Annotated in this window: 15 protein-coding genes, 1 riboswitch and 1 other annotated feature; of the genes, 6 read left to right on the top strand and 9 right to left on the bottom strand. The window is 44.4% G+C overall.

What is annotated here, in order from left to right; translation table 11 throughout:
- Positions 1–8: 8 nt before the first annotated feature.
- The 5 genes from narI to ric all read right to left on the bottom strand — a co-directional run bounded on the left by narI (position 9) and on the right by ric (position 7,414).
- Entirely contained in the window at positions 9–701 is a 693-nt protein-coding gene (gene narI / locus QWT69_RS01620) for a respiratory nitrate reductase subunit gamma (protein WP_317968327.1), read from the bottom strand.
- Complete coding sequence (gene narJ, locus QWT69_RS01615) at positions 694–1,263, bottom strand: nitrate reductase molybdenum cofactor assembly chaperone (RefSeq protein WP_317968325.1); 570 nt, start codon at positions 1,261–1,263, stop codon at positions 694–696. Before narJ ends, narI begins: the two co-directional genes overlap by 8 nt.
- Positions 1,256–2,863 carry a nitrate reductase subunit beta gene (narH, locus tag QWT69_RS01610; RefSeq protein WP_317968323.1) on the bottom strand — a complete coding sequence of 536 codons (1,608 nt, stop codon included), beginning with the start codon at positions 2,861–2,863 and terminating at the stop codon, positions 1,256–1,258. The genes narJ and narH overlap by 8 nt, the downstream gene beginning before the upstream one ends.
- On the bottom strand, positions 2,853–6,524 hold the full coding sequence (locus QWT69_RS01605) for a nitrate reductase subunit alpha (protein WP_317970851.1): 3,672 nt from the start codon (positions 6,522–6,524) through the stop codon (positions 2,853–2,855). The genes narH and QWT69_RS01605 overlap by 11 nt, the downstream gene beginning before the upstream one ends.
- Positions 6,525–6,715: 191 nt before the next feature.
- The gene (gene ric / locus QWT69_RS01600; RefSeq protein WP_317968321.1) at positions 6,716–7,414 is read right to left on the bottom strand and encodes an iron-sulfur cluster repair di-iron protein; all 699 of its coding nucleotides are present in this window, start codon (positions 7,412–7,414) and stop codon (positions 6,716–6,718) included.
- Positions 7,415–7,695: 281 nt separating this feature from the next.
- On the opposite strand from ric, the gene QWT69_RS01595 reads away from it, so the two are divergent.
- The 5 genes from QWT69_RS01595 (at position 7,696) to QWT69_RS01575 (ending at position 12,504) form a co-directional block, all read left to right on the top strand.
- The gene (locus tag QWT69_RS01595) at positions 7,696–8,712 is read left to right on the top strand and encodes a LytTR family transcriptional regulator DNA-binding domain-containing protein (protein ID WP_317968319.1); all 1,017 of its coding nucleotides are present in this window, start codon (positions 7,696–7,698) and stop codon (positions 8,710–8,712) included.
- Between the two features lie 299 nt (positions 8,713–9,011).
- The gene (locus QWT69_RS01590) at positions 9,012–9,860 is read left to right on the top strand and encodes an ABC transporter ATP-binding protein (protein ID WP_317968317.1); all 849 of its coding nucleotides are present in this window, start codon (positions 9,012–9,014) and stop codon (positions 9,858–9,860) included.
- Positions 9,857–10,564: an ABC transporter permease gene (locus QWT69_RS01585; protein WP_317968315.1), complete on the top strand. Its 708-nt coding sequence runs from the start codon at positions 9,857–9,859 to the stop codon at positions 10,562–10,564. Before QWT69_RS01590 ends, QWT69_RS01585 begins: the two co-directional genes overlap by 4 nt.
- 97 nt (positions 10,565–10,661) lie before the next feature.
- A complete protein-coding gene (locus QWT69_RS01580; protein WP_317968313.1) occupies positions 10,662–11,753 on the top strand; it encodes a M50 family metallopeptidase in 1,092 nt (363 codons plus the stop codon).
- A 73-nt stretch (positions 11,754–11,826) separates the two neighbouring features.
- Positions 11,827–12,504, top strand: a complete 678-nt coding sequence (locus QWT69_RS01575; protein WP_317968311.1) for an MOSC domain-containing protein — start codon at positions 11,827–11,829, stop codon at positions 12,502–12,504.
- A 52-nt stretch (positions 12,505–12,556) separates the two neighbouring features.
- Here QWT69_RS01575 and QWT69_RS01570 read toward each other — a convergent pair whose 3' ends face one another.
- From QWT69_RS01570 to QWT69_RS01555, 4 genes are all read right to left on the bottom strand, one after another.
- On the bottom strand, positions 12,557–13,594 hold the full coding sequence (locus tag QWT69_RS01570; protein ID WP_317968309.1) for a ribonucleotide-diphosphate reductase subunit beta: 1,038 nt from the start codon (positions 13,592–13,594) through the stop codon (positions 12,557–12,559).
- Positions 13,564–14,013 (bottom strand): flavodoxin, encoded by a 450-nt coding sequence (locus tag QWT69_RS01565; RefSeq protein ID WP_317968307.1) that lies wholly within the window; start codon positions 14,011–14,013, stop codon positions 13,564–13,566. The genes QWT69_RS01570 and QWT69_RS01565 overlap by 31 nt, the downstream gene beginning before the upstream one ends.
- Positions 13,998–16,211: a ribonucleoside-diphosphate reductase subunit alpha gene (locus QWT69_RS01560; RefSeq protein ID WP_317970849.1), complete on the bottom strand. Its 2,214-nt coding sequence runs from the start codon at positions 16,209–16,211 to the stop codon at positions 13,998–14,000. Before QWT69_RS01560 ends, QWT69_RS01565 begins: the two co-directional genes overlap by 16 nt.
- Positions 16,212–16,404: 193 nt before the next feature.
- A riboswitch (cobalamin riboswitch) is annotated at positions 16,405–16,583 on the bottom strand.
- Positions 16,584–17,502: 919 nt separating this feature from the next.
- Positions 17,503–18,675 carry a DUF3221 domain-containing protein gene (locus QWT69_RS01555; protein WP_317968305.1) on the bottom strand — a complete coding sequence of 391 codons (1,173 nt, stop codon included), beginning with the start codon at positions 18,673–18,675 and terminating at the stop codon, positions 17,503–17,505.
- Between the two features lie 116 nt (positions 18,676–18,791).
- Positions 18,792–19,003 (top strand) — a binding site (T-box leader).
- Positions 19,004–19,042: 39 nt separating this feature from the next.
- Here QWT69_RS01555 and argS point away from each other — a divergent pair.
- Complete coding sequence (gene argS, locus QWT69_RS01550) at positions 19,043–20,713, top strand: arginine--tRNA ligase (protein ID WP_431312303.1); 1,671 nt, start codon at positions 19,043–19,045, stop codon at positions 20,711–20,713.
- The last annotated feature ends 818 nt before the right edge of the window (positions 20,714–21,531 follow it).

Genomic DNA, 21,531 nt, shown 5'->3' with positions numbered 1-21,531 from the left:
ACATTCTGTTATCGTCTATGCTTTTTCACAGGTGATCTCCTATACAGAATATAACTCCTGCCGGCATAATTCAATGGTACGCTCCACACATGGACGAGGCGCGTGAAAGGCCACATTGCAAATATTAAAAACCCGGTCAATATATGTAGCTTAAATGTCCATGGAGCTGCGGCCATATAGCCCGCTTCAGGTCTGAAAATGAGAAGTGATCTGAACCATACCGAGATTGAATCGCGGTAGTCGAATCCCGGCGTTATGTTATTCGTGATTAAGGAAGCGTACACTCCGATAAAGACGATAAACAATAACAGTGTATTGACAATTAAATCGGATGCAGATGACAATTTCCGAACATTTCGGTGCGTAAAGCGTCGTGCTGTAAGGATTACCATCCCAGCAAGTGTCACAACTCCGAAAAACCCTCCACCCCATACTGCGCCCATATGATACATATGGTCACTTACACCAAGTGCTCGCGTCCATTCTTTCGGAATACCCAATCCCGAAATGTGGCCTAGGATAACGGGGATTATCCCAATATGGAATAGAAGACTTCCAATCATCAGTTGTTTCTTCTCAATAAATTCACTCGATTTAGCCGTCCATCCGAATTGGTCATGCCGGTAACGGAAAATGTGGCCGACTACGAAAACTGCCATACAGACGTATGGAAAAATGACCCATAGGAATTGGTTAGTCATTTGCAGGAACCTCCTGTTGGATGCAAGACTTGAAGACTTCCCTCATCCCTCTGACGAGATAATAATAAGGACTGTCATACTTCTCAAGCGCTTTCATCAGATTATAGGATCCGTCTTCAAGGACTGCCAGCAACATCGAGAAGCTTTGCTGCGCACGCGGATCCCCCCTCCATTCCGCCGCATAGATAAATTCACACATAAGTGGGAGATAGTCGGATAATTCATTGTCAGGCATAATCAGTCCAAACATTTCGTAAAGTACTTTCAATCTAGCGAGCATTTGTCCTCGCTCTCTCGACTCTTCGTACTTCACATATGTCATAAACAGCGTAGAATCTTTTTGGAAATCGAATGTGTGCGTATAGAGCTCTTGTATTTCCTCAAGACTGTATGTGTGCATTAGATCCCAATAGCGCTTGACATCCTTGTAAGCGGGATCGGAAGAGTCGATTGACTCTTCCAATACCGAAGGATGGAATGTTTGCTTCTCAGGATAGGATAGCTGACTCGCGAAAAATCCGAAGACACTCTTTTCAGCGTATAGATGATCCAAGTTAATCACGCCAGATCCCCCCATAGAAGTTCTCTTCATAGATTTGCTTGCCTGTTTTCTCCGGAGCTGATGTCACTCCGCAACCATCACAATCGCCATTTGAGTCATACATGGAAAAATTGTACGGGTCTTTCGAAGGTCCTTCACCATAGCTCCCACCCATTTGTTCATTGTAACCAGCCGAACCTTGGGAACGGTAAACGTTCATCGTCCCCTCCTTGTGCGAAGTAGGAATGACAAAACGGTCTTCATATTTCGCGATAGCGAGCAGTCGATACATCTGTTTCGTCTGATGCGCCGTCAAGCCGACTCGCTCGAGTTTAGTTTCATCGAATTCCTTGCCAGAAGACACTGCTCGCATATAAGAACGCATCATCGCCATCCGTTGCAATCCACCTTTCACGGTTTCTGTATCCCCTGCCGTCAGCATATTCGCCAAATATTGAATCGGGATTCTCATTTCTTCAATTGCCGGGAAAATCATATCCGGGTTTTTGATGGAATCCTTTCCTTCAAAGTAATTCATAATCGGGCTTAGTGGCGGTACATACCAGACCATTGGTAAAGTACGGTATTCAGGATGCAACGGGAATGCCAATTTATACTCAATCGCGAGTTTGTAGACAGGTGAGTTTTTTGCTGCTTCTAGCCAGTCTTCTGAAATGCCATCATTCAACGCTTGTTCAATGACTGCAGGATCATATGGATCGAGGAACAAATCACATTGCGCTTTATACAGGTCTTTTGGATCCGGCGTCGATGCCGCTTCTAGAACTCGGTCTGCATCATAAAGCAAGACGCCAAGATAACGGATTCTGCCAGTACAGGTTTCTGAACAGACTGTCGGCAATCCAGCTTCAACACGTGGGAAACAGAATGTGCATTTTTCCGCTTTGTTCGTTTTCCAGTTGAAGTACACTTTCTTGTACGGGCAGCCTGTCATGCAATAGCGCCAACCGCGACATGCTTCCTGGTCGACGAGCACGATGCCGTCTTCTTCACGCTTGTAGATTGCACCTGCCGGACATGATGCAACACAGCTAGGATTAAGACAGTGTTCACACAGCCTCGGCAAGTACATCATGAAAGCCTGTTCGAAATTGAATTTGATTTCATCTTCAATTTTTTCGATATTCGGGTCTTTTGGTCCTGTAATATGAGCCCCGGCTAACTGATCCTCCCAGTTAGGTCCCCATTCCAAGTCCATATAATCTCCCGAGATGACTGATTTGGCACGCGCAACGGGTGTATGTTCACTTTCCGGTGCATTCGTCAGTTTCTCATAATCATATGTCCATGGCTCATAAAAGTCTTTCATTTCAGGCATATCGGGATTATAGAAGATCTTCCCTAATGCAATTTTCGATAACTTGGAACCTGATTTAAGTTCAAGTTTTCCATTGCGCAAATGCCATCCGCCTTTATACAGTTCCTGGTCTTCCCAACGTTTCGGATATCCGATACCCGGTTTTGTTTCTACGTTGTTGAACCACATATACTCTGCACCTTCGCGGTTTGTCCAAGTTGTTTTACACGTCACACTGCATGTATGACAACCAATACATTTATCCAAATTCATGACCATCGCTACTTGCGCTTTAATTTTCAAGCCAGTTGACCTCCTTCATCTTGCGGACCGCTACATATTCGTCACGCTGGTTACCGATCGGTCCGTAATAGTTGAATCCGTAGCTGAGCTGTGCATATCCGCCGACCATCTGTGTCGGTTTCATATGAATCCGTGTCGGCGCGTTGTGGCTGCCTCCACGTTCTTCCGTAATTTCGGAGCCCGGCACCTGGATATGCTTATCCTGGGCATGATACATGAACATTGTTCCTTTCGGCATTCTATGACTGACAACAGCACGTGCAGTCACGACACCATTCCGGTTGTACACTTCGAGCCATGCATTGTCATCAATACCGTGTTCAGCTGCATCAAGGTCTGAAAGCCAGACCGTTGGGCCACCGCGGAATAATGTCAGCATATGCTGGTTGTCTTGGTAAGTGGAGTGGATATTCCACTTGCCGTGTGGTGTTAAGTAACGCAGGACAAGCGCATCTTGTCCTCCGACAATCGGTTTATCACTTGGACCAAGAACCATCGGCGGCAAGGTCGGTTTATAGACCGGCAATGATTCGCCGAAATCCAGAAATAGTTCATGGTCAATATAGAAATGCTGTCTGCCCGTCAATGTTCTAAAAGGCACGAGGCGTTCGATATTCGTCGTAAACGGTGAGTATCTGCGACCCATCTTGTTTGAACCACTGAATACAGGTGTTGGGATGACTTCTTTCGGCTGTGCAGTGATGCTTGCAAAAGTGAAACGTTCTGCCGCACGATCCGCTGAAATGTCTTTCAGTTCGACGCCCGTATCTAGTTCTGCCGCTTCGAATGCTCGTTGTGAAACACGTCCGTTCGTTGCAGATGATAATGTGAGCATTGCCTCTGCGGCATTTTTCGCCGTATAAAGCTTCGGTAATCCATCTTTAATCGTATCGTCGAAATAAACCCCGTTGATGCCTTTCATCATTTCATACTCTTGCGCAACGGAGAACGACACTCCGTGGGCACCTACTTTTCCACTGGCGAGCAGCGGTCCAAGTGTAATGTATTTATCATAGACTTTCGTATAATCCCGTTCGACAATTGTCATACCCGGCATCGTCTTTCCTGGAATCGCTTCAATCTCACCTTTTTTCCAGTCGATGATTTCTCCATATGGCTGTGCAATTTCTTGGATGGAATCATGACCAAGAGGTGTTGTAACCAAATCTTTATAGACGCCCGGCAAATGAGTTTCGGACATTTCAGAGAACGATTCTGCCAATGTACGGAAGATGTCCCAGTCCGATTTCGATTCCCATAAAGGATCTACAGCGGGATTGAACGGATGTACGAATGGATGCATATCCGTAGAGGACAAGTCTACTTTCTCGTACCAAGTCGCTGCTGGTAAAACAATATCCGCATACAATGGTGTTGCTGTCATCCGGAAATCGAGTGCTACGAGCAAGTCCAATTTCCCTTCCACTTCATCCCGCCAGACAATCTCTTCGGGCTTCATATTTTCGTTCGGTCGTGCCAAGAGTCCTGAAGAAGCTCCGAACAGATGCTTCATGAAATACTCTTGCCCTTTTGCAGAACTTGAGACAAGATTTGAACGCCAAACAAACAATGATCTCGGGAAGTTTTCCGGTGCATCTGGATCTTCGATAGCGAAGTTCAACTTGCCTGTTTTCAATTGGTCCACTGTATAATCAACAATTTCCTGCGTTGTCGTATGCCCGGCTTCTGCAGCTTGTTCTGTCAGCTTCAAACTGTTCATGTTAAATTGTGGATACGATGGCAACCAACCAAGTCTAGCCGCCAAGACGTTATAGTCCGCAGGATGCTCATAACGAGCTTTTTTGCCTAATGGTGAAGACAAGGACGTGATGTTACCTTCTTCATATTTCCACTGATCCGTTGCGAAATAGAAGAAGGACGTTCCGTTTTGAAGACGTGGAGGGGCTTGCCAGTCTCTAGCAAACGCAATAGTGCTCCATCCTTCAATTGGACGGCACTTTTCCTGGCCGACGTAATGCGCCCAACCGCCACCGTTCTTCCCTTGAGATGCTGTTAGCGTAACAAGATTCAGGATTGCGCGGTAGATTGTATCACTGTTGAACCAGTGGTTGATACCTGCGCCCATGATAATCATCGATCGACCGTCTGAGTCAACGGAGTTTTGTGCAAACTCACGTGCGATCTGCGTAACTAATGCAGGTTTAACAGATGTAATCTTCTCCTGCCAAGCAGGAGTATAGAAGGACTCTGCATCGTCGTAACCTTTCGCATCCCATTTACTGTTCGAACGATTAATGCCATATTGGCTCATCATGACATCATAGACCGTTGTGACCAAACGCTCTGTTCCATCCGCCAGCTTGACAAGCTTGGCAGGGATTGCACGCGTGAATGTTCCATTACCGGTATTTTCGAAGTACGGGAACTGGATTTCAGTCCATTCTGCCCCGTGATCCAAGACAGTCAATGCGGGTGCAACCCGAGTGCCATCTTCGTTATCAAGAATCAGATTCCATTTGGCTTCTTGTTCCCATCTTTGTCCCATCGTTCCATTAGGCACGATGATTTCGTTCGTTGTTTCATCGATAATGACAGGCTTCCACTCAGAATGTTCACTTTCCATCCCTAAATCACTCGCACGGAGGAAACGCCCGGCTTTATAGGATTTTTCATGTGGTTCTAATGTAATCAGGAATGGCATATCCGTATATTGTTTCGCGTAGTTAATGAACATCGGTTCTTTACGCTGTTCATAAAACTCATCCAAAATAACATGCGTCATTGCTTGAGCAACCGCAGCATCAGAACCTGGATTTGGGGCAATCCAATCATCTGCATGGACGACACTTTCCGCATAGTCGGGTGCGACCGATACCGTCTTTGTACCTTTGTAACGGACCTCAGTCATGAAATGAGCATCCGGTGTCCGTGTCAACGGAACGTTAGAGCCCCACATAATAATGTAGCCGGCATTGAACCAATCACTCGACTCGGGAACGTCTGTCTGCTCACCCCATATTTGTGGGGAGGATGGCGGAAGATCTGCATACCAATCATAGAAACTAAGCATTTCTCCACCCAGCAAAGAAAGGAAACGAGCCCCAGACGCGTAGCTGACCATGGACATGGCCGGAATCGGGGTAAACCCTGCAATGCGATCTGGTCCGAACTTCTGTATTGTATAAATCAATTGTGCGGCAATTAGAATTTTTGCGTCTCTCCAATGGATACGGACGTGACCGCCTTTACCGCGCGCTTTCTTATAATCATTCGCTTTTTTGGGGTCTTCAACGATGCTCGCCCAAGCTTTAATAGGATCCTTAAACTCTAAAAGCGCTTGACTCCACATGCGCCACAATTTCCCCCGTATGTATGGGTATTTGACCCGTAACGGACTGTATTCATACCATGAAAACGATGCACCACGAGGGCATCCCCTTGGTTCAAATTCAGGCATATCCGGACCACAGGACGGATAGTCAATCTGCTGATTTTCCCACGTGATAATGCCGTTCTTGACAAATACTTTCCAGCTGCACGATCCCGTACAGTTGACGCCATGTGTCGTACGCACAACCTTGTCATGCGACCATCGTTGACGGTACATGTTTTCCCAGTCTCTACTCTTCTCTTCAAGCACAGACCAATTTCCAGAATAGCGTTCCACAGGCTTGAAATATTTCATGCTAAATTTGTTCATAGACATTGAATTTTTTCACTCCTTCATGAGAGTTACGTGCAAAAAAGGCGGTTGTCATAAATATACTTACCTTATACCCTATATACTAAAGAATAATCGGAATAATCCCATAAGGGAATTCCCTATATTTGAGAAGGTACTCCCTTAAAAAGAAAAAAGTCACCTTAGCGGCAACTTTTTTCGGGCATTTATTAAACAGCCTGACGAATACGATCGAAAAGAATATTATTTTCAAGATGGACATGTTCAAATGTCTCTTTTTCCAGCTGCTCAAGTCTAGCGTAGACGAGACGGTATGTTCCGCAAGCCTCTTCAGGAGGAGTGAAGTTATCAGTGATTTCCCTAAGTTCATGTAACAGCTGACCTGCGTTATCATGTTCAGCTTCTAGTTCAACTACATGCGGTCTTAACTTCTCTTTCATTTCAGGCGTCGGGTTTGCCAGGAAATCGATAATGAGCGGAAATACATTTAGATCTTCATCATCCGTATGATCCAGCAATTCAGCACGCAACAGTTTGAATATCTCTTGGACCCTGAGTAAATGTGAATGATTTTCACCATGTACACGCGCAAGCTTAGTAATATAAGGCGCCAACAAGGGCAGTTCCTCACGTAAACCTGCATGATACTTCTCCTGAATATAAGCAATCAGCGTCTTCTCTCCAAATTTGGAGGGCTCTAGACTCCCACGCGCTTCCTGCTTCTCTTCAATTGAATGAAGATCTTTCAAAACTTCAAATGCATCCAGATTTCGCTGCCCCGCCGCTTCTTCCAATGAAATCTTCCCTCCGCAACAATAATCTATACGTAAATTCCTAAACAAATCCGCACTTTGCGGTAATGCCGTGACGATATCAGAGACTTGTGTGTTAACAGTAAATTGGGTCATTCTGAATTCCTCCTTCGTTTTTTCATATTGTTATGAATAGAAGCTGATCCAAACGTATATAGGGTTTTACCTATCTATACACGAGCTGTCCATTTCATCATAAATGATTCCTTCACCAAGGATTGTGATATATATCACAGTTGTCACCAACTTAGATAGATTTCTTACCATTTACCAACGCTTATAAAACCCGTTCATAACATAATCAAAGTCTTCATAGTCTTTCACACTTCTGTATACTAGAATGGTAGTAAAGATTTTCGCAGAAAAGAGGGCACTACATGTCACTTCAATTTATTAAAGCTGAAAAACGTATTCATGATGCTGTCATTTTCCCTGCTTTTGATTTAACAATCGGTGAAGGGACAATCGTTGCCGTCTATTCGAGCGTCAATGTAAGGGAACAGCTTATAAACTTATTGCTTGGAAAAACAATTCTCTCCCAGGGAGAAATCCGTTTCGATAAAAATACAAAACAACAAATCGGCTACTTTTTTCTACATGACGGTTTATACGAGCGCCTTTCAATAGAAGAGATACTGAAATTCACGAGGCGTTTATATAATTCTGCTATGCCTATAAATGAAGCAATTGCAGCTACTCAATTGGAGGATAAGCGCGGTGTTAAAGTAAAGAACCTATCTTATTCCGAGAAGAAAAGAGTTCAACTCGCATGCCTACTTCTACAAAATCCAGCCATATACATATTTGAAGAACCCGATCAAAACATCGACTTGGAATCAAAGCGCATTCTTATAGGCATTTTGCATCAACTCAAACATCAGAACCGTAGTATTTTGATAGTAACGGGCAATCTGGAAAGCGCCATCACCGCCGCTGATGAAGTATTCCGCCTGGATGAAAATGGATTACACCCCATACATACGTCTAGCGATACGGAGGAACCCACTACCCCCGATCTTGAAGAAACTATGATTACCGAAGAATCAGTCCTCCCTGTCCGTTTTGAAAAGATCCCGACAAAGGTGAATGAAAAAATCGTCTTATTTGATCCGCCGGAAATCGACTATGTCGAAAGCAATGAAGGGCAATCTTTTTTACATATTCAAGGAGAATCGTTCCCATCAACTGCTACATTGAATGATCTAGAAGCACGATTACTACCTTTCGGATTTTTCCGATGCCATCGTTCCTATATCGTTAACTTGCAGAAAGTGCGTGAAGTCATCACTTGGACTCGAAACAGCTACAGTCTTGTATTGGATAATAAGGACAAATCGACAATTCCATTATCGAAGTCGAAAATGGTGGAACTTAAAGAAATGCTTGGGCTCTGACTATGTTGAAAATTGTATTATTTCCTCGGAAATAAAAAGAGATGGAGATAATCACTGTATAGTGGACGTTTCATTCATGTAGATTAACACTGTTTGCATATTAATCCTCAAACTGATGCCTATCTGGCACTCATATAGCAATAGCACTGTTAAACATAGATTTTCTGTTAACCATTCGACTGCTTTTTTGCTCCATTCATCTCCCTCCATCCTCATTTCACCTGAATTATAATGCGGTGCTGTCCATTTAGCTTTAATCTATGGATACAGAAACAAACTACCGATTCAGGAGGATGGAAATGAAAAATATTATTGAAGTGAAGGCACTAGCAAAAGTTTTCGGAAATGAAAAGGCGCTTGAACACGTAGACTTCCATGTTGAAAAAGGCGAAATATTCGGTTTTCTTGGCCCGAGCGGATCTGGAAAAACAACAACTATTAAAATACTTACTGGCCAGTTAACACCAACAAGCGGAACAGCAACCGTATTCGGTGAATCCGTATCCCACATGAAGAAATCGGAATTCCGTAGACGTTTCGGTGTACTGACAGATAACAGCGGTTTATATGGAAGATTGTCTATTCACGACAACTTGAAACTATATTGCGATTTATATGACGTACCGGTTTCAAAAATTGACGAAGTGCTTGATACTGTAAATTTGCGTAATGACAAATCGAAAAGAGTTTCTACTCTATCTAAAGGAATGACGCAGCGAGTGACACTTGCAAGAGCTCTTCTCCACGAACCGGAGTTGCTGTTCCTAGATGAACCAACATCTGCACTCGATCCAACGAATTCCTTGCACATCCACGAAGGGTTACGTGCACTCAATGCAAAAGGCACAACAATTTTCCTAACGACACATGACATGCACGAAGCAGAGACATTATGTGATCGGATCGCCTTTTTGAATAACGGATCCATTCAACTGCTGGATAAGCCTGATAAACTGAAGAAGAGCTACTCAGATTCGACAATTACAGTCGAATTGTTAAACGATGAAAAGGTTGTTCTACCAGCAGGTGCTAAAGGCGCACAGCAGCTCTTCGACTATATGAACAGTAATCAAATCGTAACGATTCATTCAAATGAACCGACGCTCGGACAAATATTTGTAGAAGTGACAGGGAGGAAATTAGCATGAACATTTCATTAAAGCGCATGAATGCGATATTCCAGAAAGATTTAAAGGACTTTTCAAGGAACTGGGCGGTTTCTTCGGTCATTCTTATGCCCATTATCCTTGGCTTTTTGTTCGGACGCAGTGGCGTTCATGACCTTTCATCCCATTACTTACTTATCAACTTAGCGATGGCGATGGTAGCAACTTTTGTCCAATGTTGTTTGATTGCAGAAGAAAAGGAAAAAAACACATTGCGTGGCTTAATGTTATCCCCTGCCAGTTCAACTGAAATTATCGGCGGCAAAAGTTTGCTGTCTCTTATCTTCACGATATTTGTCATCTATGTAACTACTATGTTGGCAGATTATCAGCCTGCAAATGTCGGTGTAGTCGCGGTCGCTATTTTATTATCTACACTTTTCTATATCGCATTAGGAACTATTCTAGGACTGTTTTCTAAATCCGTTATGGAGGCTTCTCTTATTGTCATGCCTTTTGTCATGATCTTTTCACTCGGTTCATTCATTACAAATTTCGTGGACAGTTATCCAATCCTGAAATTCGCTCTGTACTTACCAAATATCCAGCTCATTGAATTGGCTACTAAAGTGGAGGCCGGCGGAGGTTTTGGTGACGTGCTTGTCGAACTAGCAGTCATCACCGGATGGGTCATCGTTTCCTTCATCGTAACAAGTTCTTTATACCGTAGAAAGATGGTGGATTAATATGAAGGAATTATTAAAAATTCTTGTTTCACTTGTATTAGCCGTTATTGTCGTTTTCATTTTCAAATCCATTTTCAACTAATTTGAGGTGTTTCTATTGAAGAATGTATTATCGTTTTTATTAGGCGGATCTATCGGATTCTTAGCCGTCCTTTACTTCATCTTCTACCCGGAGCCTTGGTCACTACGATCAGCGCTAGTCATAGCGGCAAGTCTACTTGTGGGCATTGTGCTCAGCATATTATTGCACGAATGTGGACATCTTTTTTCAGGCCTTACACAAGGAATGCATTTACTCAATTTGAGTGTCGGTCCATTCGTTATAGAACGACATGAAGGTAAATACCATTTTCACGTTGTTCAATCCGTACTTGGGTATCTCGGTAGAGTCATGATGGTATTTCCTGAACGCTTGGATGAAAAGATTATGCGGCAAAAACTGATTCGTTATATTTACGGAGGGCCTATGACGAATATTGTCCTAGGTACCCTCTCCCTCATCCTTGCCTTCACGGCACTGAACTATCCTTTTTTTCTCATTTTTGCTCTAGTAAATCTTTTTTTAGGTGTCATGAACTTGAAGCCTGTTATGGCGGGTAGTGTGATGACCGACGGAATGGTTATTCAAAAGTTGAAATCCGATAACCCAGCAGATTACGCTGTCCTACTGACTGGCTACGCCCTGCTACTAGAAGAGTTAACAACAAAAGACGTAAAACAGTGGTCGCCTGCATTGATTGAGAATCTAGAGAATTTAATATCGGTAGGTGATGATCCAAAGAGTAGGGTCTACTTGCAAACACTCGGTTATCGCTATTTACCGAATGAACCGGCGAAAATTTCAATGCTCGCGGAACCTGTTGCATTTAAAAATGAAGTGCAGAAATCCGATTATTACTCAGATATAACCAATATCACCTATGCTACTGCTCTCTTTTTCGGCAATGAAATCACTGATTATCCCGAAATCGAATCTCACCTCCAAAAAATAAGCAAGCTCGATAAAATTATCGATTTAAAACGGAATGCACTTCTATCTTATGTACACGGCGATATTACTCAATCAATTCAGTATTTACGTGATGCAAGGAATGCGCTTGGCGTCTGGCATCCACTGTACTCGCGGGGTGAAATGGAAAAGCGATTAATTGATTGTATGATTGATGCAGCCGAAAATACACATTCATAAGAAGTGGTATAATTGAGGATAAGAAATGGAATGGAATTCCATCCGTTCAAATGAAAATCCATGAGGTGAGCACATGATTGACATCGTATCTTTAAATGTCGGGAAACCGAAGATTGTGCAATTTGGCAGGAAAGAAGTGGAGACAGGCTTTCATAAGTCCCCCACCTCCGAAAGACTTTTTCTATCCGCTGTAAACTTTGAAGGTGACGGACAAGGCGACCTCGTCCATCATGGTGGCTTCGAGAAAGCGGTATGTTGCTATCCTTCCGAACATTACGCGTTTTGGGAGAATGAATTGAACCGTCCCCTTCCCGCCGGTTCGTTCGGTGAAAACTTGACGTTACGAGGATTGACAGAAGCGAATGTCTGTATAGGTGATACGTTTAAAATCGGTGGTGCCGTCGTTCAACTGAGTCAACCGCGTCAGCCGTGTTTCAAATTATCACTCGTTCACGAATTAAAAGAACTGCCGATCATCATGCAGAATACGGGATATACCGGGTTTTATTTTAGAGTGCTTCAAGAAGGGTCCGTTTCAGCTGACGATGAATTAGTTCCTATTTCTAGGCCTGAACTGGCTATTTCAGTTGAGGAAGCGAATCGTCTCATGCATCACGACAAAGACGACAGAATTGGCATCGAACAGATTCTTTCTTTACAGGAATTGTCTTCGAGTTGGCGAAAAACATTCGAAAAGCGTCTTAACGGACAGACCGTTGACGCGTCAGAGCGGTTGACCGGAGAAAAATGACGATACGAAAAAGCGGAGGTGCAAAATGCCCTCCGCTTTTTTCGTATTAATTTTACAAATCATCAAATCCGTTCAGATCGCTTGTTTTCACATACTGTCTGGACGTTTGCTCAAAGAAATCGGTTTTCGTATCGTCGAAACTATCTACATATGCACGAATCCATTTCATCGGGTTGTCCGTAAACTCCGGATAAATTTCACTTAATCCAAGCATCCGTAGCATTTTATTGGCGCGGTACTTAACGTAACCCGCCATTTCTTCAAGGTCGATCCCTTCTATACCGTCAAGCACATAGTTACTCCAAATGATTTCCTGCTCCACTGAGTGGCGGAATTGGTCGTAAATCCATTCTGTGAATTCCTCTGTGTTCTGCTCAGGATTTTCAGCGAGTGCCGCTCGGAAAATATCGCTGATGGCTTTCCCGTGTTGCAGTTCGTCACGGTTAATATATGAAATCATTGTCGAAGTTCCAACCATTTTCTGGTGACGTGCAAGATTGTAGAAGAATGCGAATCCGCTGTAGAAGAACAAGCCTTCCAACAACGTCGTATACACCATCGATTTCAATACAGTTTCAATCGTCGGGTTTTCCGCAAATTCGTTGTAAATCTCTACAATTCGCTCATTACGCTTCATTAAGATTTCATCACTTCGTCCCATTTCGAAAGATGTCATCTGCTTATCAAGCGTCGTAACGGAAGACAAGACGTACGCATAACTGTGATTATGCTCACTTTCCTGGTCCGCAATTGTTGCCATAATTGACTTTACGGACGGATCCGTCGCAAAATCCGCAATTTTCATCGCGATGACTGTTTGAGGTCCGTCAAGTGTCGCAAGCAAACCGATAATTTTAAGGAATGCTTCCTGCTCAACTTTCGACAAACTGCCAAATTGTTTAACATCTTGCGTCATATCGACTTCATTCGCCGTCCAGAAAAGGGAACGAATCCGTTGTCTTAATGTATAGAAATGCGGGTGGGCAAGGTCGTTCCAATTCAGAATTCCGCTCGCTTTCCCACCGAAAATCGCTGTGGATTTATTTGGATGTGCCGGATTTAGTACCTTAACGCGTGTGAGTGTTTCCAATGTTGTAAAACTCCTTTCGACCAGTCAATCACGGTCTTTTCTTGTGTACCGCGCGGGCTTTGTTCGATTTTAAGCGGTTCATAGCGCGAGTCATAAAACTTCGCCAGCTTCACAGCAGCATGACAAAAGAGTTCGTCTCCGCCAAACTGCGTGTCGCCTGTCCCAAAAACGTAGACATTATCCGGTTTATAGCCGACATCCGCAACGAAGTCTTTCACTTCGTCAGGTGTGGCTCCTTGATCCCATGTGAAGGAGCCGATGATCATCGCGTCGAATCGGCGGGGATCCGGCAGTGGATCCAGTCCGATTCGGTGCGCTTTCACATCCATACCTTGCGTCAACAATGTCTCTTCTACAAGTTCCGCCACTTCCTGCGTATTGCCGCTCCACGTTGCATACGCAATTAGGAATGACACCATTCGCACTCCTCGATGTCAGATGCCGTCGAACGTGTATAATACGTCGTCTTCATGCCCGACTTCCACGCCTGCACATGCAGATCGAGCAAGACAGATGCACGGATATTGTTCGGCACATACACGTTGAACGAAATGGACTGGTCAATATGACGTTGTCTAGCGGCGTTCTGCTTAATGGACCAACGTTGGTCGACAATATATGCGGAGCGGCGGTATACATCATACGTGTTGTGGTTAAGATCAGGCGCAATGACCGGCAACTTATAGTCCTTCTTTTCTTCATGGTAAAACGGTTTGAAAACGGGATCGATGGAAGCCGTTGAACCTGCAATGACCGAAGTCGAACTGTTCGGCGCAACTGCCATCAAGTAGCCGTTTCGAATCCCTTTATCAGCTACTTCAGCACGCAATTCCTGCCATTCTTTCGATTTGTAATCGCGTCGGTCGAAATACGAACCTGTATGCCAATCAGAGCCTTCGAATAACGGATAAGCACCTTTTTCAGTAGCTAATTCCATTGAAGCTTTAATTGTCAAATAAGCAATTTTTTCATAGAGCTCGTCCGCGAATTCAACCGCTTCATCGGACTCCCACTGGATATTTTTCAACGCCAGCAGATGGTGCCAACCAAATGTGCCTAGGCCGATTCCGCGGTAACGGGAATTTGTCCGTTGTGCCTGGACGACCGGGATTTTATTCAAATCAATTACGTTATCGAGCATACGTACTTGGATAGTGATCAGTCTTTCAAGAACGTCAGCCGTTACAGCGCGTCCTAGGTTGACGGATGACAAGTTACAAACAACGAAATCACCTGGTTTTGAACGTGTTACAACGATATCATCTTCAAGTGTAACCGACTCAAATTCTGTCGGGCTCATGTTTTGCATGATTTCTGAACATAAGTTACTAGAATAGACCATACCTTCATGCTTGTTCGGATTCGCACGGTTCACTTCATCACGATAAAACATGAACGGTGTGCCCGTTTCAAGTTGGCTTCGCAAGACACGCTTCATAATTTCAATTGCCGGAACGGTTTCTTTGGACAACTCGGGATGATTGACACACTCCTCATACTTTTCACGGAAGCTGCCGTCACCTTTTGTTTCATCATAGAAATCTTCCAGCGAATAACCCATCACTGTGCGTACTTCATGCGGGTCGAATAAATGCCAGTCCCCTCTAGCTTCCACTTGCTCCATGAAGATATCCGGCATGCAAAGTCCCGTGAAGATATCATGCGCGCGAAGACGGTCATCACCGTTGTTTAACTTTAAGTCTAGGAAAGTGAAGATATCTTTATGCCAAACGTCAAGGTACACAGCAATTGCCCCTTGGCGCTGTCCAAGCTGATCGACGCTGACTGCCGTATTATTCAGTTGTTTAATCCAAGGAAGTACACCGCTCGACGCGCCTTTAAATCCTCTAATTGAAGAGCCGCGTGAACGCACTTTGCCCATGTAAACACCGATGCCGCCACCGTATTTCGACAAGTTTGCCACATCCGTATTACTGTCATAAATACCTTGAAGTGAATCGTCCACTGTATCAATGAAACAGCTTGAAAGCTGGCCATGCGGTTTGCCTGCATTGGATAATGTCGGCGTGGCAACAGTCATGTACAAATTACTCATTGCCCAATAAGCTTCTGCAACTTTCCCTAAACGGTTGTCTGTCTCATTTTGCATAAGTGTCATTGCGATGATCATCCATCGTTCCTGTGGCAACTCGACCGATGTCTTATCGAAATCGACAGCTACGTATCTGTCCACAAGCGTTTTAAGTCCTATATATGTAAATAGCTTGTCCCGCTCAGGTTGTAAATAGCCTCCGAGAGTTACCAACTCATCATAGGAATATTTCTCTGTCAAAACCGGTGTATACAAGCCTCTTTTAACGAGTTTCTCTACGTTTTCCGCAAAATCTGTATACGCTTTTACACCTCTGATCTGCTCCTGTCTTGCATACACATCAGCCAAATAAATGCGCGCCGCCACAAACGTCCAATAAGAAGATGCCTCGTCAATATTGCTGAGAGATTCCAAAATCATCGCTTTCGACCATTCAGTTACATTTGCCTCTGGATGACGCTCTTTCCAACGGTCGCTTGCCACGACCAATGCTTCAATTTTTTCCGCGCCATATTCCGCCTGCAGCTTGTTGAGAAGATCGGCTCCGTCTGTTCTTTCACGCATGATTGTCAATATAATCTCGCTCCTTCTAGTATGAATAACCGGTGATAACCGGTGAATTAAAAAAGGGATGAATCTACCGCTTAGGGGGAGTCATCACTTCAGGTGTCGGATTCTGGATGTTGGAAACAAACTGGGTTTAATTACGAATAACTAAGCCTATTCGCTTCCACCCCCTCAATCCCCGAAGAATGTGTCGCTTGTCGATGGATGGCAGGTCTACTGGCTGACGTTTCTTCCTTCCGCATCCCCTTCCCGCAAGTCAAAATTGCAGTGGTTTGTGATGCAGTTGTCTACGTTTACAGTTGCGGGGACAGCTCCGGCTAGCGGATTCCCTATTAAACCGATAATGGTACCATTTCATCGAAAATACTATATATAGTGTCTCTTTCTCTTTTACTACCCTAACATGTTGTGTCTTAATCGTAAATAGGTAGAAAGTTTTTAATGATTTTCAAACTTTCAAAGTAGTGATGGGTCTTTTGAGAAGGATGATTAATATAAAAATCAAAGAGGTAATTGGAGGAGTCCCGACAGCATTCGGGGATGAGTAGGAATTGTGCATTTATAGTTAAGATTGTTCCAGATCTATACATTTTATCGAATATGCATGAAATAATAAGAGACATGTCGAAAAATAAATATTAATTGCATAGGGAAAGAAATTTTCCCGCATCACCCTTGCCAACCTGAATCATTTTATCACCAATCCGACAAAATGAAAAACTGTTTGATTGGCGATCTAGAATGTGAATAAACAGTAATCTAACCTCAGTTTTTGCAGAACCCACCAGAAAGTGGCGCGCTATGGTGGTTACCACCGACTTTTGTGAGATTACCACTGACTCTGGCGGGATTACCACCGATTCAGGTGTGTTTACCACCGACTTTGACGACTTTACCACCGACTCTAGTGGAATTACCACCGACTCGCCATTTTTCACGGCCGTCCTTTTCCATCACCGCTTGAACAAGTTCTATCACCGCTCGTGCACCCTCTATCACCGCTTAAACACATTCTATCACCGCTCAACGTCAGTCTATCACCGCTCGCCCAATTATTAGGAGACATTAACCTTAAAAACAACCGCCCCATAGTCAAGTGCAGTTGTCCTATATCCTATCACCGCCTTACGGAGAGTTATCACCGCTTTTGCACCCTTTATCACCGCTTATGCATCTTTATCACCGCTTGAACACATCCTATCACCGCTCGCCCAATTATTAAGAGATATTAACCTCAAAAAACAACCGCCCCATAGTCAAGGGCGGTTGCAATTTCACTTGCTAAATTTCATTTATCCTCAATTTCCACTTTCCTATCTTCATCAAGCGTGAAAATCCATTTCACTTCTTTCTCATCAAAAGAGACCTCTTTAACGACCATGAAATCCATTTCGCCAGACGATTCTGCTGTAAACTTTTCCATTGCTTTCACGAAAGCCTGCGATTCGGATAGTTCAGCACCGACAGGTTTGTAATCGGGTAGAATTTCCACGTATTTCGCAGTCCCCTGCCCTGGGTACGATTCCATAATCATCCCCGACGCCTCGACTTTCACACGTTGCCCGACTTTCAGCTTTTCTGCTTCTTCGAACGAATAATAAATTGCGCTTTCATTGCCGCCAGCTACAAAAATCCTCCCTGCCTCTACCGACAAGATGAAGCCACCATCATTCACTGGTATATCCGTAAATGTATTTTCCGGATGAATGATGCTAGAGTCGCCTGGTTCTGCTACTAATCTTCCATCCTGTTCAAAGTGGAATGTGTAGTCCGGGAACTTCTCTTCTAATTCTTTTTGCTGTTCAGCCTTTAGAAAATCATGATTCAGTTCGATTTCGCCTGATTTCACATCAACGCTAAGTGAATAGGATCCGCGCTTCGCGTGCATTCCTTTCAACGCCACTGCCACTTCGTCTTGGATGTCATTCAGCTCTTTTTCCGTGTGCGCGCTGCGGAAAATATAGATTGGTGCGGCGAGGATTTCTCCTACATCCACTTTCGGTTGAAGCTCTGCAAGCAATTCGTTAAGACGTTCGTCCGGGTTTTTCACACCAAACCAAATACCTGACTGTTCTGCTCCATTCCGCTGGTTTTCAAAGAAAATCACACCTTCTTCACTAAAACCATTCTCCCCGTATACTTTGCCAAGTGCTTCAAGCGCGATAGGTCCTTCAATGGCTTGCACCGCCATATCTTCCGCCAGTTCAGGCGACGGATCTCCGAATAATCCCCCCTTATAATCCTCGCTATCCACTTGTTCAGCCGCCAGCTTCTCTCGTTCAGGGGACTCTTTCACTGTCTGTTTGAGTTCAGCTATAATTTCGCGGCCACTAATCGTCTTAATCGTCTTCCATCCATCCTCTTCGCCCACATCTGTTCCAGTCGTTCCTCCTGCTCCTGTTCCACATCCACTTACAATTAATGCAACGCCTAAAGCAGTTGCGAGTAATGTTCGTTTCATTTTCATCCTCCTCATCCAAGCTCTCTATCAAGTTAGACGGATGATTTGAGTCAAAGTTACAAACTCTTCCCTTCTTCGCCTATTGACACGCCTTCCACGTTTTGGTACATTCAACTACAATATCAATGACGAAGAGAGTAATGGTCTTTTATTTCCGAAGCGAGCCGGGGGTGGTGGAAGCCTGGTGAATGAAGATTGTGAAACGCACTTCGAAGATGCTTTTCTGAATTCAGTAGGAGAAGCCGGTGTCTCGCCGTTAGGAGAAAGGGGCCCGCCATAGATGCTGGGCAATTTGAGTGGTACCGCGGAACAAGCTTTCGTCTCATTATACGAGATGAAGGCTTTTTATTTTGCCAAAAAAGGGGTTATGGAAATGAAAAATGGTATTCTGCAAGCATTGCAAGCCGCCAGTCCGATACAACTCGAGGCGCACACATTGGAGCGCCCGGTATATGCGCATTTAGGTGATTTCGCAATGCCTTGTTTTCAATTTGCAAAGATTCTCCGGAAATCTCCTGCGATCATCGCTGAAGATATCGCCGCTTCTGTAGCACATCCATCCATCCTGAAAGCGGAAGCCGTCAATGGTTATGTCAACATCTTCTTGAATCGAACAGCTATTTCAAGTGACATACTACGTACGATTATTGAACAGGGTAATTCGTACGGATCTTCGAATGAAGGCAATGATGGTGTTGTGACAATTGACTTATCATCGCCCAATATTGCAAAGCCTTTTTCTATGGGACATCTGCGCTCCACGGTTATCGGTAATTCGATTGCTTTATTGCTCGAGAAAAGCGGTTTTAAACCTGTGAAAATTAATTACATCGGTGACTGGGGCACGCAGTTTGGAAAGTTGCTCACTGCTTATCGCTTGTGGGGGAATGAACAGGACGTCCGCCATGCGCCTATTGAGACGTTATTGAAGCTTTATATTCGTTTCCATGATGAGGCCGAACAGGATCCTTCATTAAACGACAAAGGTCGCGCTGCATTCAAGGCACTCGAAGATGGCGACGCAGATGCGCTGAACCTATGGACATGGTTTAAGACCGAGTCGTTGAAGGAGTTTCAACGGATTTACGACTTGCTTGGTGTGGAGTTCGATTCGTATAACGGCGAGGCATACTACAACGACAAGATGATGCCTATCGTGCAAGAGCTGATGGACAAAGGACTGCTTGAAGAATCGGATGGGGCACAAGTCGTCGATTTAGGCGAGAACATCCCTCCTTGCCTCATTAGAAAATCCGATGGGGCTACATTATATGCGACGCGCGATTTGACTGCCGCGTTGGACCGTAAAAACACGTATGACTTTGTGAAATCGATTTATGTCGTTGGGAATGAACAAAGCCTTCATTTCACACAAGTGAAGCAAGTGCTTAGAAAGATGGGCCATACATGGTCCGATGATATGCAGCATGTGCCGTTCGGACTGATTTTGCAAGGTGGCAAGAAGATGTCGACGCGTAAAGGAAAGATTGTCTTGCTTGAGCAAGTGCTAACAGAAGCGATTGAACTTGCACAACGGAATATTGCAGAAAAGAATCCAACGCTCGCCAACCAAAAAGAAGTAGCGGAAGCAGTCGGTGTCGGTGCAATTTTATTCAGCGACCTCAAACAACACCGCAAGCATGATATCGAATTCAATTTAGAGACGATGCTGCAAGTGGAAGGTGAAACGGGGCCTTATATTCAGTATACGAATGCCCGAGCTCATTCCGTCTTACGTAAATCAGGTTCAATCGGTCCCATAGAAATCGATGAAGTGAATGACTATGAATGGGAAACCATTAAGTTGCTGGAACAGTTCCCGAACGCAGTCAAACGCGCTACAGATGACTTAGACCCCTCAATCATCGCGAAATATGCTATTGACCTTGCGCAAGCATTCAATTCTTTTTATGGGAATATCAAAGTGCTGACGGATCATGTGAATCTTCCTTACCGTGTAGCACTCATTCAGTCTGTTTCCATTGTATTAACAGAATCCATGCGTTTACTCGGCATGAAGGCGCCTAAAGAAATGTAAAAAAATCGTCCCTCCATAATCGGCGGGACGATCTATTTTGGGATTGCATGACGGGATGGTGGTGTTACGTTTCGTTGCGGCCGAGTTACGTTTCGATACGGCAGCTACTATTCGATACGACCGAGTTACGTTTCGATACGAGCCGTCTACGTTTCGTTGCGACCGGGTTACGTTTCGATACGGCAGCTACTTTTCGATACGGCCGAGTTACGTTTCGTTGCGACCGGGTTACGTTTCGATACGGCAGCTACTTTTCGATACGACCGGGTTACGTTTCGATACGAACCGTCTACGTTTCGTTGCGGCCGAGTTACGTTTCGATACGGCAGCTACTTTTCGATACGACCGAGTTACGTTTCGATACGAGCCGTCTACGTTTCGTTGCGACCGGGTTACGTTTCGATACGGCAGCTACTTTTCGATACGACCGAGTTACGTTTCGATACGAGCCGTCTACGTTTCGTTGCGACCGGGTTACGTTTCGATACGAACCGTATACGTTTCGTTGCGACCGGGTTACGTTTCGATACGGCAGCTACTTTTCGATACGACCGAGTTACGTTTCGATACGAGACGTCTACATTTCGTTGCGACCGGGTTACGCTTCGATACGGCAGCTACTTTTCGATACGACCGGGTTACGTTTCGATACGAACCGTCTACGTTTCGTTGCGACCGGGTTATGTTTCGATACGGCAGCTACTTTTCGATACGGCCGAGTTACGTTTCGATACGAGCCGTCTACGTTTCGTTGCGACCGGGTTACGTTTCGATACGGCAGCTACTTTTCGATACGACCGAGTTACGTTTCGATACGA

Source organism: Sporosarcina oncorhynchi (genome assembly GCF_033304615.1).
Classification (GTDB): domain Bacteria; phylum Bacillota; class Bacilli; order Bacillales_A; family Planococcaceae; genus Sporosarcina; species Sporosarcina oncorhynchi.
This window is presented reverse-complemented; position numbering and strand designations above follow the sequence as displayed.